The 12068-nt window shown below is 43.6% G+C and carries 16 protein-coding genes and 1 pseudogene; all 17 read right to left on the reverse strand.

What is annotated here, in order from left to right:
* Positions 1–190, reverse strand: a pseudogene (locus Aso01_RS12425) (CotH kinase family protein); the annotation flags it as partial.
* Positions 191–249: 59 nt separating this feature from the next.
* The gene (locus Aso01_RS12430) at positions 250–1107 is read right to left on the reverse strand and encodes a phage/gene transfer agent baseplate hub protein (RefSeq protein WP_004938175.1); all 858 of its coding nucleotides are present in this window, start codon (positions 1105–1107) and stop codon (positions 250–252) included.
* Positions 1104–1745 carry a DUF2460 domain-containing protein gene (locus Aso01_RS12435; protein ID WP_004938180.1) on the reverse strand — a complete coding sequence of 214 codons (642 nt, stop codon included), beginning with the start codon at positions 1743–1745 and terminating at the stop codon, positions 1104–1106. The genes Aso01_RS12430 and Aso01_RS12435 overlap by 4 nt, the downstream gene beginning before the upstream one ends.
* 9 nt (positions 1746–1754) lie before the next feature.
* Positions 1755–4727 (reverse strand): hypothetical protein, encoded by a 2973-nt coding sequence (locus Aso01_RS12440; protein ID WP_004938184.1) that lies wholly within the window; start codon positions 4725–4727, stop codon positions 1755–1757.
* A 127-nt stretch (positions 4728–4854) separates the two neighbouring features.
* Positions 4855–5160: an NINE protein gene (locus Aso01_RS16085; RefSeq protein WP_004938186.1), complete on the reverse strand. Its 306-nt coding sequence runs from the start codon at positions 5158–5160 to the stop codon at positions 4855–4857.
* A 242-nt stretch (positions 5161–5402) separates the two neighbouring features.
* On the reverse strand, positions 5403–5594 hold the full coding sequence (locus Aso01_RS12450) for a hypothetical protein (RefSeq protein WP_306386472.1): 192 nt from the start codon (positions 5592–5594) through the stop codon (positions 5403–5405).
* Positions 5595–5662: 68 nt separating this feature from the next.
* Complete coding sequence (locus tag Aso01_RS12455; RefSeq protein WP_004938189.1) at positions 5663–5974, reverse strand: hypothetical protein; 312 nt, start codon at positions 5972–5974, stop codon at positions 5663–5665.
* A 5-nt stretch (positions 5975–5979) separates the two neighbouring features.
* Positions 5980–6747 carry a hypothetical protein gene (locus tag Aso01_RS12460; protein ID WP_004938191.1) on the reverse strand — a complete coding sequence of 256 codons (768 nt, stop codon included), beginning with the start codon at positions 6745–6747 and terminating at the stop codon, positions 5980–5982.
* A gap of 57 nt (positions 6748–6804) precedes the next feature.
* Positions 6805–7248 carry a hypothetical protein gene (locus tag Aso01_RS12465; protein WP_004938194.1) on the reverse strand — a complete coding sequence of 148 codons (444 nt, stop codon included), beginning with the start codon at positions 7246–7248 and terminating at the stop codon, positions 6805–6807.
* Entirely contained in the window at positions 7238–7720 is a 483-nt protein-coding gene (locus Aso01_RS12470) for a phage virion morphogenesis protein (protein WP_004938196.1), read from the reverse strand. Before Aso01_RS12470 ends, Aso01_RS12465 begins: the two co-directional genes overlap by 11 nt.
* A gap of 7 nt (positions 7721–7727) precedes the next feature.
* Positions 7728–7922 carry a hypothetical protein gene (locus Aso01_RS12475; protein ID WP_004938198.1) on the reverse strand — a complete coding sequence of 65 codons (195 nt, stop codon included), beginning with the start codon at positions 7920–7922 and terminating at the stop codon, positions 7728–7730.
* Between the two features lie 9 nt (positions 7923–7931).
* The gene (locus tag Aso01_RS12480) at positions 7932–8312 is read right to left on the reverse strand and encodes a DUF4054 domain-containing protein (protein ID WP_004938201.1); all 381 of its coding nucleotides are present in this window, start codon (positions 8310–8312) and stop codon (positions 7932–7934) included.
* A gap of 7 nt (positions 8313–8319) precedes the next feature.
* Entirely contained in the window at positions 8320–8700 is a 381-nt protein-coding gene (locus tag Aso01_RS12485; RefSeq protein ID WP_004938203.1) for a hypothetical protein, read from the reverse strand.
* A gap of 13 nt (positions 8701–8713) precedes the next feature.
* A complete protein-coding gene (locus Aso01_RS12490; RefSeq protein ID WP_004927709.1) occupies positions 8714–9688 on the reverse strand; it encodes a DUF2184 domain-containing protein in 975 nt (324 codons plus the stop codon).
* 6 nt (positions 9689–9694) lie between these two features.
* A complete protein-coding gene (locus Aso01_RS12495; RefSeq protein ID WP_004938205.1) occupies positions 9695–10168 on the reverse strand; it encodes a structural cement protein Gp24 in 474 nt (157 codons plus the stop codon).
* An 11-nt stretch (positions 10169–10179) separates the two neighbouring features.
* Positions 10180–11391, reverse strand: a complete 1212-nt coding sequence (locus Aso01_RS12500) for a DUF2213 domain-containing protein (RefSeq protein ID WP_004938208.1) — start codon at positions 11389–11391, stop codon at positions 10180–10182.
* Positions 11392–11448: 57 nt separating this feature from the next.
* On the reverse strand, positions 11449–12063 hold the full coding sequence (locus Aso01_RS12505; RefSeq protein WP_004938211.1) for a RipA family octameric membrane protein: 615 nt from the start codon (positions 12061–12063) through the stop codon (positions 11449–11451).
* Between the last annotated feature and the right edge of the window lie 5 nt (positions 12064–12068).

Here is a 12068-nt window from a genome sequence, read left to right on the forward strand (position 1 = left end):
AATTTGCTGGCACATTGGTTTTGTCTGCATCAAATAAGGCCATGGTTGCATAACTATAGTTGCCGCCTTGGGCCTCAATTAAATCAATCGACATTTGGCGAATATGGGTTAACAAAACAGTTAATGCATTTTTAAACTGTGATTCGGTGATGGTGTTCCCGATAAAATCGTAATCGCTCGGTACAGTCATTGGGTTACCCTCAAGAACAAAAAACCCCGCGAATGCGAGGCTTAGAAAGTTAAAATTTATTAAACAGACGTTTCCGGAATCGGAATAAACGGCGCACCACGGAAACGGGAAAAGTTATTAAAGCGGTTCTGGCAAGTTTCCAGACGCTTGTCGCAACCCGGATAAACCTTGATTCTCTGCCCCACCTCAGGATTTTCAAGTAATGGCAATGTAAGAAGCAGCACATCAAGCTCATGCAAACGAATCGTTCGTTTAAGGCCCTTATTACCACCTTCTAAAAATTCGATCACGCCTTGAGTGAACCAGCCCTGCGGCTGGTTGATATCACATAGAATCCGCGATGCTGTACTGCCAGCAGCAATCGTAGTTTCAAGCGCATAATTTTCACGATTCAAACCACAGGCGTGATCAAACAGTGTATTGCTGCAGCTTGGCTGGTATAGATTACGCGGCATCTGCACGTTCAGTTCATCCAGATCTGATGCAACACTGGCTTGTATCGTATTGCGATCAAACTCAGGTTCAATAATCCGGCCTTCAAACAACTTGATCGTTCCTGCACTGGTATCAGTAGGTGTGGATGCATCCATAAAAATACGTTCAAGCTTGAAACGTGCACCATCCATCTGACCATTGTGAAAAGCCTGAACAATACGCAGACTTTCAAAAGTTTCTTCATCAGTAACGTCAATGGTTACAGACAGATTATCCACTTCCACACCCAATGATAATGTGATGCCATCCCGACTAATGATGGGACCATCAGAATGATAAAGCTCACCCGCAACAATGAGATCAAAGTCATAATTGGTGTATCTATAGATATCATTCTGGATCGTCGTGATCGTATATAGATCAGCCATCACGAACTGATTAGCATCAAGTAACGCGATCAGTTTTTCCGAAGCTGCTCTCATACTTTATTCCCCAGTGAGCCTACCATCTCAACTTTTCCCGCTTTCCAGAGTTTGCTCATAAAATTGGTGTACTGCTGTTCATCATCTGCAAAGCGGCAGCGATAATAATAGGTGCCGGTGATTGTGATAGATTCACCTGCAGCTAACGGAATAGGCATTTGCAGCAAACCATTATTAGTAATACCAAACTGAAGTAACCACATTTGATCATCAGGATCTGACCACATCGGTTTTGATGCAACTTCATCCCACATCAATGGATCTTTACTCTGTTCCGCTTGCGTATGTTGCAAAGGGATCTGAGTGATATTGATCTGCTTATAAAGCTGGAATGACGTTTGAACACCATCGCCAATGAATGTGCACTGAAATTCATTGTCCTCAGGCATCTTGAAAAGGAATGAACCAAATGAGCCACGGCGTTCAAGAAAAAAACCCTCAAGCTGCTGGAATTCTTTACGTCCTTTGCTTTCACGAAGGAATGCAAAGGACATGCTGATTTGATACTTGGGCACTGCTTGATAGCTAGCCCGTAGCTCGCGGCCGTTTACGGACTGCATGATCTTGGTATTGAACATTGGGGTTTTGGTGAGATCCCACTCCAAACCCGGCAATTCAGGAAACAATACGTCTGACATGAATCCTCCTTATTTACCAAAATTTCGGCTATAACCTTTCAAGCTGTTTGCTACAGCTTTACCGTTTCTCTTCAGCCATCGATCAGCGCCTTTGGTGTCTAAAAATCCAAGATTAAAGTGATACGAATCACCACCAGATGCAGCAGCAGGATCAGCAAAACCACCATTGGCCATAGATTTACCCAACGCACGAATTGTATTGGCATGCTGTTTCGGCAATACCATTTCTTCTTCGTGCAATTGCGTCATAGGGTTCACACCAGCTGGAATATCGTAACCGCCACGTGCAGAGGCCACCTTACCAACCAATGCAGCTACGCCCGCAAAAGCAGCAACACCCAAGGCAATATTCACAGGGAATGGAATGGATGCCATAGTTTTGGCCATAGCCTCCCATGCCGACATCATGATCGATTTGATGGTTTCCATGATTTTTAAACCAATACGCGCAAAGACACCAACACTGGTCGCAGCAGTCTTGGCTCCTTCACCAGCTACAACAGCACCGGTCTGTGCAGCTTGGCCAGCAACCTCGGCAGCCGTTTCAGTCTGAATGAAACCCATTTTAATGGCCATTCTTCTGGATAGACCGATCATGTACTCACGTAGCGGCTCAGTTACCATTTTCTGAATAAAGAAGCCGGCCATCTCAGTCATGATTGCATTGCTTGCGTTTCGCCAAGTCAAAGTACCATTCATCATCGATTGAATGCCTTTGTCCCATAGGCTTGAAATACGATCAGTAAGGCCACCAAACTTTTTCTCGAAATCCTTCATCTGGGCTTCAGACATGAGATTAAACGATTGCGTATTGGCGACCTTCTGATCAGTATCCAGATTTGCAATATCATTGGTGATACGGCTCTGATTGCCACCTTTACCCGAGATCGATGAGTACTGCTCCTCAAGTTTTAAACGCTCTTCCAGACCATTGCGCTTGATTGCCCGAAGCTGATCCTCAAGTTGCTTCTCCATCTGAACTTTTTGAGCGTTCGAGATTTTATTTGCATCTAAAAGTGCCTGAATACGGGCTTTTTCAATATCAAAGATGCGCTGCGCTTGTTCAATTGCGTTTGCAATTTCCTGCTCACGAATCTCTTTAATTTTCTCGAACTGTTCTGTACGCAAAGCCTTGATCTTGTCGCTGGCCACTTTCTCAGCCTTGATTCTTAGCTGTGCTTTTTCAGCATCGGGAATTTTGGCCTTCTCGATATCCTCCAAGGCTTTTTTTAGATCTAGCTGGATTTTTTCCTCTTCAGTAGCATACTTGTAGCGGATATCAGCGATTGCCTTGGCTTCCCGCTCGGCCTCACGTTCTGCATCAGATTTCCCTTTCTTCGGTTTTTTCTCCTTCTCATCCTTTTTACCCGTACCTATGCCACGATTTGCATTGAAAGTTGGTAATGGGCTGGGTTTTGGGCTTTCATCTGTTGCATTTGGATCTTTGAGAAAAAGCAACTGAAGTTTTTTACCCCCCTTTTCAGACGCACCTGATATATTTTCCCAAGCAGTCTTCCAGGATGTTCCTGCTTTTGTTGCAGCTTCATTCCATGCATGCCTTACCTCAAAAGCGCGATCTCTCATTTTAGTGGTGTACTGGTCTGTGATTGATCCAATTTTTGCAAGACCATTATTCCAATTGGCTGATGCACCAGAGAAATCAAAGCTCAAGATACTTTTAACAGTGTTCCCGAATGTCTGAAACTTAATGCTTAAAACATCAAGACCATACTGAATCGTATCTCTAAAACCACCAAAAGCATTTAAGGCAACATTGATTGATACAGCAATAGCCTGGCATACAGTCGATATCACAGCACGAATTCCTTCAAATGCAATATTAATTCCAACCTGTAAGCCGACTGCAGCGGCACCGAAACCTTTAAGTGCCCCTGATACCAGATCCATAAAACCAATCTGCTCAAGACTGCCATCACCGATGTCAGAAGTTAAATCACTCCAGATCCCGCCTACTGTTGCAAATAGATCCTGCGAAATCTGTGCCCAACTCACAAAAATCGTGATAATTGCAGTTACAGAATCATCGATTCCATCTCTGGATCTAACTGCAAAATCTAAAAAATCATTTGCTAGTTTTGTAAGAAACGGCGCTGCTTGAGCTGCCATACGAGTGAATACACCCTGCATGGTTGCCTGTATGGTCTCAAGTGAATTATTAAATTCTTTGGTTTTAGCAATTGCATCCTGATCCATGATTACACCCAGATCATGAGCCTGCTTAGCATATTCTTTTAATTTTTCACCATTGTTTTCAAGCAACGGGGCTAGCAGCATTGCATCATTGGCAATCGCTTCCATATAAAATGTCATTTCAGCTTGCGATACGTTAGCCTTCTTCAGTGTGTCATAGTATTTCCCGAGAATCTGAGGACCAGATAAGCTTTGAAATTCTTTTGCAGTCACACCGACTTTTGGTGCAATCTTCTCGAAGAAATCTTTCATTTCTCCGCCACCTGTCTGCATGAAATCACCGAACTTATCGTTCACGTCTTTCATAATGTCAGAGAGCTTATCCTGTTCTACACTTACACTTTTTGATGCAAAAGCCCATTCTTGAAATTCGGTTGTGGTTGCATTGGCCAGACGGGCCTGATTTTCAATTTGCTTTGCCGTTTCACCTACCTTAGTGACAATATCTGGTAATGCTGCAATACCATCTGCAACGCCACGGGCAATCTGCTCACCAATCCCTAAAAAGAATCCACCTCTAACTAGAGACAAGCTACTGGTTAATGACTTGGATAAATTGTCACCAACATTGCGAGCTTTACGTTGTATATCATTTGCAAAGTTATCAAACTGAGATTTCACGCCAGAAAAATCAAAAGTAAACTTCATATTTTTTGTAGAAGCTTCGATCCCTTTAACTGATTTATCTACAATTTTTTCAGCATCATTCATACCAGATTTAAGCTCTGAGGTCTTAGCACTGACATGAACTTCGATTTTGTTATTTGCCATTCTCTTTTCCTCAGGCGTAAAAAAACCACCCGAAGGTGGTTGATATTATTTATTTGATGGTATGACTTACTAGCTAAAACTACTCTTCAAAACTTTAATATTTTTGAACTCAAATTAACTTAATGGATTATCCATACTTTTTAGCAAAGTTTTCATCTGATGTACAAAAATAAATTATTGCCTCAAAGAATGCGATAATAGCTGGTATAAATGTCCAAAAAAATAATAAATACAAAATACCCTGACCAACTTTACCAAGATAAAATTTATGGACTCCAAATCCACCTAGAAACAAAGCTAAAACACCAGCAGCAATTTTACTTTTATTACCAGTAACTTTAACATCTGTTTGTCTTACACCACATTTGGGGCATATTTCAGCGCGAGTATCAATTTGCTGACCACACGCAAAGCAAAATTTTGTTGCAACCATTTAAAGCTACCTTTTAAATTTATTTTCTTTTAAAAAATTATATGGCTTTTTAGTTAGGAAAAAATACTGCATTATCTTGATTTAAATCTTTATTAATAACAAAAAAGATTTTTATAGTGTTATCAAAACAACTTCACTAACTATCCAAACTGCCAAACTCAATACATAATTTACTACAATTTTTATTTTTTATAAAAATTTTATCTGAATCCAATTGGAATCATAAATCAATCAGGGCAGCCTTAACCACCCTGTGGGAAATTCATAAGATCATCCATCATTTTGTCATCATTGGATTCAATATCATCAAAACTCGGGTTATCTTCAATCCCCATGAATGCTTCAAGAATCCGACATAGACGCTGGATACCGACTTCGGCGGGAGGATACTGTTTTTGATACGCATTCAGAGCATTTAATCTCGGAAAATCCAACTCGTTAAGAACGTAGTCATAGTCTTTACCGAGCGTAAGTACTAAATGCGCATACAGCTCCTCCCAGTTTATTCCCCCGATGACTCACCAGCATCCGCTTTACCAGCAAGACCCGATACAGTCATGACCGCGCCCATGACTTCTTGAAGCTGGTCCATGTAAAGCATATCTGCTACATCTTCGCGTGTGATGTCAGGATAATTACGCTTAAGAGACTTATGTGCCACATCAATCACTGTCCCAACATCACTTGGCTGAAAGCCCTGTAATGCCGGTAAGAGTTTTTCGACTGCACCAAGCGACAACGGCGCGAAAACAAAAGGCTGGCCATCAATAATAATGGTCGTACCACGCGGGTTTTCTACTTGTTTAAATTGCATGTGTGTTACTCCGAAGTGGTCCATTTAAATACGCGGTTCAGGTCATCGGCCATTGGCTGAAATTCAAATTCAGGCAGATCGTAGTCGTCCTGTTTTGAACTGAACGCCAGCTTGTTGCTCACGCAGCGGAAGAACTCCATTCCAAAGAACTTGCCCTTGTAGTCGCGCATCAGATCGACAGCAAACTCTGGCGTATACCCCATATCCAGATTTGTTACCGTTCCTGACTTGGCACCCGCCACACTGGTAGAGTACTTAAAGCTGATAAATACCGTCTTGTTGGCATCGGCAGTGGCAAACGTATATACGCCTGTTGTTTCATTGACGCTGTACTGACCTGCTACCGGTGCGCTGGCCACACGCTTGAGCGGAATTGCCTTGCCATCGGTGACGCCCAGATCTTTTTTGAAAGTACCGCTGTTAGGAACAGTTGGCGTTACAGATCCACCAGAAGAAATGACTTCACCATTAATCGTTTGCGTAACCACATCAAGACCACCTTCGGCAATAATCCCACCAAAGAAGATCGAGTTAAGTAACGCACCATTGATACGGCCAAAGGTGGCTTTGCACTTAATAGAGCCTTTACCGCGTGCAGCATCAACCGCAAACTGACCACGGCCAAACAGTTCTTTTAAATCGTAACTGATATCAACCGATACAGACTGCATCACACCTACTTCAACCGGGGTGGCATTACTGATCGGCTGCCCATAGACATCCTGAATTGGCGTAGCAAATACTTTGCCTGCACCAAATAAATATTGAGCCATAACGACCTCTTAAAAATGAAAAACCGCCATTCAGGCGGTCATAAAGTAGTTGAGAAACTATTGGGTGGTTAATATCCGGATCGGGATAATGGCAATGCCTTGATCATCAAGCATGTTTTCAACCGCCTCATAAACTTCAATCGTTCCATCGATCCAGCAATGCTCAACCAGACCACCAAGCGTCTGGTATTCGGACATTTCAGGAAACTCAGGCTTAATTGCCTGTCTGAGCTTATCAATGTACAGATTAAGCTGAGTCGAAGGCGGTACGGCGCTATCAGATTCACTGATGTAAAGATAAATCTCAGCAGCCAGTTCAACCTTTGCATTCAGTCCATGTACAGCCATTTCCTGCTGATTGCCCTGAGTAATAAAGAGCGCTGGACGTTGTTCCACTGGTACGTTGTTAAAATGCCGTAAACGGCGGCTGATCGTAACCACACCATCCATCTTGGACTTAAGCCGCTCAAACAAAGCGGCATATATTGCTTCACTGTCCATTCAGACCTCGCTCAATTGCTGCATCGATATTTCTTGGAAGAATTTTGGCAATCAGATCCAGCGAATCACGCATGTAGCGCCGTTCTCTTAGATTGACCTTACGTGAATGAGCCTTCACATTGACCTGTGTCGGTGTAATTGATTTGCCAAAGGCCTGCTTGATCATTCTCAGATGAGCCTTGATCCCCACGGAACCTGTTAATCCAAACTCATGTACAAATGCATACGGAACCAAGGCACCGCCAGCGCCCACAGTGCCCTCGATCCAGTCCTTACCCTCTTCAACTCTGGATGAGATTGAGCCACGTAACCGACCTGATTGAACGTTGAGCCGCTGACCGGTCAGCATATCTTCCTGAACAGTGCACTGTAACTTTAACGTCAAGGCATTAATCGTGCGTCTGATTTCAAACCGGATACGATCATTCATATCGTTAAAATTGACGTTTACATCAACTCGGGTATCGCTCATGGCTCACCTATTCGGCTATTGCTTTGGTCGTGGGCTTCTTTGTTTCTGGCTGCTCGATGAAACGCTCGAAACCCAGTGGCTTAAGCATGTGAATGATGTCTGTATCAGTCGTGATTAAACCGTTCGATAACTCGAATGTCTGTCCACCGATTTCAATCGAGGTGGCTTTGTAGCCAGCCGGTGCCTGATATTTAAAAAGCATATGTCTCTCCTAAACCACAAATGCACCAACACTCAATGAATTAGGGTTGGTACCATCTGCAGTGGGAATTGAATTTTTTAGCGCCAGATAGCGCTGGCCATAAATGCTCTGGTTATAAAATGTTTCAGTGTTAGAGCGCGAATAACTCACGCTCTGACCTGCAATCGACATACTTGAAGCATCTGAAAAGCCGTTACCTGACTTGGTTTTGAGTGCAACTTTTAGGATATGTGCTGCATAAAGACCCGCAGCACGCTCTTTCAGCTCACCAAATTCAACCGAACTCACCACCAGATCTGCTTCTTCGAGTGCATCTGCAATCTCTGCATCTGGCAAATTTAGCAGTGCTGTGTCGTATTTAAATTTCTGTTTAAATGCTTGCGGGTCCATACATCACCTATTCTTTTGCTTGAGATAGTTTTGCCTGTAACTGCTCCAGGCTTTCGTCCTCGCTAAAGGTAATACCTAAACCAGTCAATTCAGACTTTACGGCGGCCAGAGCTGTTTCACCGGCTGCTTTGGCTGCATCCGTTGCAGCATTGTTTTGTTTGCCCCCTTTACCACCACGGCCAGATTTAGGCGCTGCTTTAGGCTCATCATCGGCGATCTCCTCGACTTCAAGCTCACCGGTTTCAAGCAAATGCTTGGCAAACTTGTTCTTTTGAAGTTGCTTGTGCACATCTTCATCCACCAGTGCCGCAACACCGTTGGAAAAAGTGGCAAGGCCAGAAAAAACAAAAGCGGCATTAGAGCCGCTATAGAGATAAGAATATTTCATGATGATTCAAGCCTTATACATGATCCAGATAGCGAAGCGAATCGACACGCTTCAACCAAACACCCTGATATTTATAGTGACCAGGTACTTTTACATCCAGCCCATCTGGTTGTGCCGCAAGGAAAGACACATCGTCACACTTCATCTGGATACATGAAGGATCACGGCGGTAAATAATCGAGCGGTCTGCACCTGCAGTGCCCTTGCCATTGGAACGGCCTAAACCGCGAATGGTGAGCGGCTTTGACTGTGTAGCAAAGATATTGTTTTCTTCAATAAATTTCAGGAAAGTTTTACCGCCTGAATCTGGTACCACTCGATTCGATAAGCTTGAGTACTGATTCGAAGCCATCAGATACGTATCAGGCTGTACCGAGATATCGCCGTCAAATAGATCTTCTGAATCGGACAAACTGGCATTAAAGTCAGACAGGATCTGTTCAATGGTTGCCGTGGCCCAGTCGTGCTGTGCTGTGACCACCGTGACACCGGTCTGGTTCAGAAAGCCTTTCACTCCCGTCAAGCTGTTGCCATACCATGCAATCTGGCTTAGGTGCTTTTCAGCAGCCAGTCGTGCTGCCTGCACCTTGTCACCTTCGAGCTGAATTCCCATTTGCTGGGCTGCTGCAACTTCCATAATCGAATACTGGTACGAGATGACACCCACTTTAATTGGCAACGAAACCGTATCGTATTCAACTTCAGCGAGCGGTAGATCACCACCTGTGCCCGAATAATCTTTACCAATGCCAACGCCCCATTTACGTGACAGTACTTCACCGCCACCAAATACACCGTTCACATTGGTGACCGGAATATATTTGGCATAGTCCATGACCTGCTCAAGCTGAGGTGTCATGTTGTTGGTTTCTTCGATTTTAACGAAGAGCTTTGCCAGTGAATCGAGGTTGAATGCATCCCCGATTGTGGCCTGAATCACCTGAGCTACGGGGGTTAAGCGTAGCTTCATTTGTGCAAGTTTACTCATAGCGTGTTATGCCCCACGTAAGCGAACAATGGCATGGCCCTGTTCATTAGAAATTGATTCCCAAGATGCATTGGGTAACTCGGTACCATCGGTTGCACTGGATGAAAGTGAACCTAACGGCGCGTTGGTGGTGCCATTGGCTGTTTTTACATAGACCTTGGCATTGATATTGGTAACTGGTACTGTTGTTTTTACCCAGATTGCACCAATAGTCATGACCGGCGCGACATCCGTGGCTTGGTATGCTTCATTGCCCGCAGATGTTTTACCCGATTTACCCACCCCGTGACGCACGATAATGCCAAATCGGGTGTTGCTTGCTCCTGCAACTGCTGAAACCGTTTTACCATCGGTATTGATCACCACGACATCACCGTCATTGACCAGTGTTGCACCAGAGACCGGGATGGAAAGAATGTCCTCAGGACTAACTAGCCGGGCTCGAACGCCTGGCAATGTGTCATATTGTTTGACTGACATGATTCACCGCCTTAAATGGTTTTGTATGCATCGGCTTTGCTATAAGCCTGCTGCTGTTGATTGTTATTTCCCTGACCACCTTGACCGCCCTGATCGCCAATATTTTGGCGCTGCTGATGGTCCAGCTCGTCGCCTACGGGATTACTGGCAATCTTGCCTTTTACGGCTGATAACGCACGGAATACGGTATCAATCTGCTCAGGCTTGGCATCACCCACACTGATGCTGCCCAGAACCGCACCCACCAGTGCATCACCGGCTTTGGCTGCAATCACATCACGTTTGATCTGCTCACAACTGCAACCATCCGTTTTAACTGTTGGTACCAAGGCTTTGGCATCGGCAATCACTGTTGCGCGTTCCGCTGCGGCCTGCTCCATTTTTTCAGGGGTCATCTGGTTCTTTTCCAGATCGCCGACTTTCTGCTTAAGCTGTGCATTTTCCGTCTGCAAGGTGTCTACTACTGCCTGAACCGCTGGTAATTCGTCACCGATGGCAAACTGTTTGTCACCTACTTTTAGCTTTGCGGCTTTCAGGTTTTCAAGCTGCTGTTGTTGTAGCTTCAAGGCATCCGCAAGTGGCTTGTTATCGCCAATATCAAAACGAATCCCGTTTACAATGACTTCCATTGTGTTTTCCTCTTGTGGAGTTGGTTTTTGGTCACCGATGCGGCAATCACCACCGCAGCGACCGTATTTCAACAGCGCGACATGATTGCCATAAAAATTAATAAATTTGGCCTGATACGGCGTGCCGTCTTCTGCGACACCAGGTTCAAGCACCAGATTGGCCGCATACCCCAGCGACATTTCGACACGCTCATTGCTCTGGATCAGATCAATACTGGTCTTGTCTTTAATGAGCAGATCACCGACTAGATACTCACCTTCCTGGCGAACATTCTCACAATATCCAATGTGATACTCCTTCCAGTTAGAGGCGTTAATCTCGTTTTTTGGTGGGTGATAGTCGGTTAGATCCACATCCTGAAAGCTGTTAATGCTTTCGGGTTTAAATAGCTCATCCGCTGGTGTGTAAACGTTAATGACCTGATCTGGCGTATATCCTTCGAGTGAAGGAAACTCATAGGCATAGTACTGGCGTACCTGAGGCGCTTTGGCCAGACGTACATTTACACACTTTAGATAGCCTTCTTGTGTAAATGAGCGGGATGACTCGCTGGGTGCAAAGTCACCAATCTTGATGTGATAGATAATTTTCATAAATTGGGCTCATAAAAAAACCGCCTTAAAGGCGGTTAATATCTATATAGAGATACTTCATTTTTGAGGAGTAAAATAATGTCCATCTAGTATTTTAATGCTACTTACAGTTGAACCTAATGAACTCCAATGGATGGTGCTTAGAAACAAAACAGTCCATGTGAGCATAAGGATTAGCCCACTTCTGATTGGCACGCGACTTACAGAGTATTTTCTTAATATGAGCATATTGATGATAGAATCGATCAATCCTGAACTTTTATTTATCTTAGCTATTACTTTATTACTCTGCTCCTTATGATTTATTTCATTGTCAAGATCGAAAAGAGAAATAAAATGATCAACCCCCATAGCATTCTTTAATTGTTCTTCAATTTCACTAGTCTTCAACTCCCACCATTCTTGCCAATATTTAGCTCCAGCTGCTACACCAACCTGATGCCAAGAAATGAAAATTCCTGTCAAACAAATAACAAATTCAACAAATGGTTTACTAGCTTGATTACTAAATACGGCAGCTAAAAGCACACCCTGAAATAACATAAAAAAATTATTTCTATTAATTAATTGATGGATTTCAAAATTCCTAGTTTCAATTGCTAATTTATAAACAGCTTTTAATTCAGAAAAGTTATCTGGCTTATTTTCAGCTTCACACATTTTTTGATTCATAATTG

Origin of the sequence: Acinetobacter soli, from assembly GCF_000760595.1 — a bacterium.
Classification (GTDB): Bacteria; Pseudomonadota; Gammaproteobacteria; order Pseudomonadales; family Moraxellaceae; genus Acinetobacter; species Acinetobacter soli.

Coding starts and splice junctions, on each gene's coding strand:
- Aso01_RS12430 (WP_004938175.1), bottom strand. CDS start 1,107: ATGAGAGCAGCTTCGGAAAAACTGATCGCGTTACTTGATGCTAATCAG.
- Aso01_RS12435 (WP_004938180.1), bottom strand. CDS start 1,745: ATGTCAGACGTATTGTTTCCTGAATTGCCGGGTTTGGAGTGGGATCTC.
- Aso01_RS12440 (WP_004938184.1), bottom strand. CDS start 4,727: ATGGCAAATAACAAAATCGAAGTTCATGTCAGTGCTAAGACCTCAGAG.
- Aso01_RS16085 (WP_004938186.1), bottom strand. CDS start 5,160: ATGGTTGCAACAAAATTTTGCTTTGCGTGTGGTCAGCAAATTGATACT.
- Aso01_RS12455 (WP_004938189.1), bottom strand. CDS start 5,974: ATGCAATTTAAACAAGTAGAAAACCCGCGTGGTACGACCATTATTATT.
- Aso01_RS12460 (WP_004938191.1), bottom strand. CDS start 6,747: ATGGCTCAATATTTATTTGGTGCAGGCAAAGTATTTGCTACGCCAATT.
- Aso01_RS12465 (WP_004938194.1), bottom strand. CDS start 7,248: ATGGACAGTGAAGCAATATATGCCGCTTTGTTTGAGCGGCTTAAGTCC.
- Aso01_RS12470 (WP_004938196.1), bottom strand. CDS start 7,720: ATGAGCGATACCCGAGTTGATGTAAACGTCAATTTTAACGATATGAAT.
- Aso01_RS12475 (WP_004938198.1), bottom strand. CDS start 7,922: ATGCTTTTTAAATATCAGGCACCGGCTGGCTACAAAGCCACCTCGATT.
- Aso01_RS12480 (WP_004938201.1), bottom strand. CDS start 8,312: ATGGACCCGCAAGCATTTAAACAGAAATTTAAATACGACACAGCACTG.
- Aso01_RS12485 (WP_004938203.1), bottom strand. CDS start 8,700: ATGAAATATTCTTATCTCTATAGCGGCTCTAATGCCGCTTTTGTTTTT.
- Aso01_RS12490 (WP_004927709.1), bottom strand. CDS start 9,688: ATGAGTAAACTTGCACAAATGAAGCTACGCTTAACCCCCGTAGCTCAG.
- Aso01_RS12495 (WP_004938205.1), bottom strand. CDS start 10,168: ATGTCAGTCAAACAATATGACACATTGCCAGGCGTTCGAGCCCGGCTA.
- Aso01_RS12500 (WP_004938208.1), bottom strand. CDS start 11,391: ATGAAAATTATCTATCACATCAAGATTGGTGACTTTGCACCCAGCGAG.
- Aso01_RS12505 (WP_004938211.1), bottom strand. CDS start 12,063: ATGAATCAAAAAATGTGTGAAGCTGAAAATAAGCCAGATAACTTTTCT.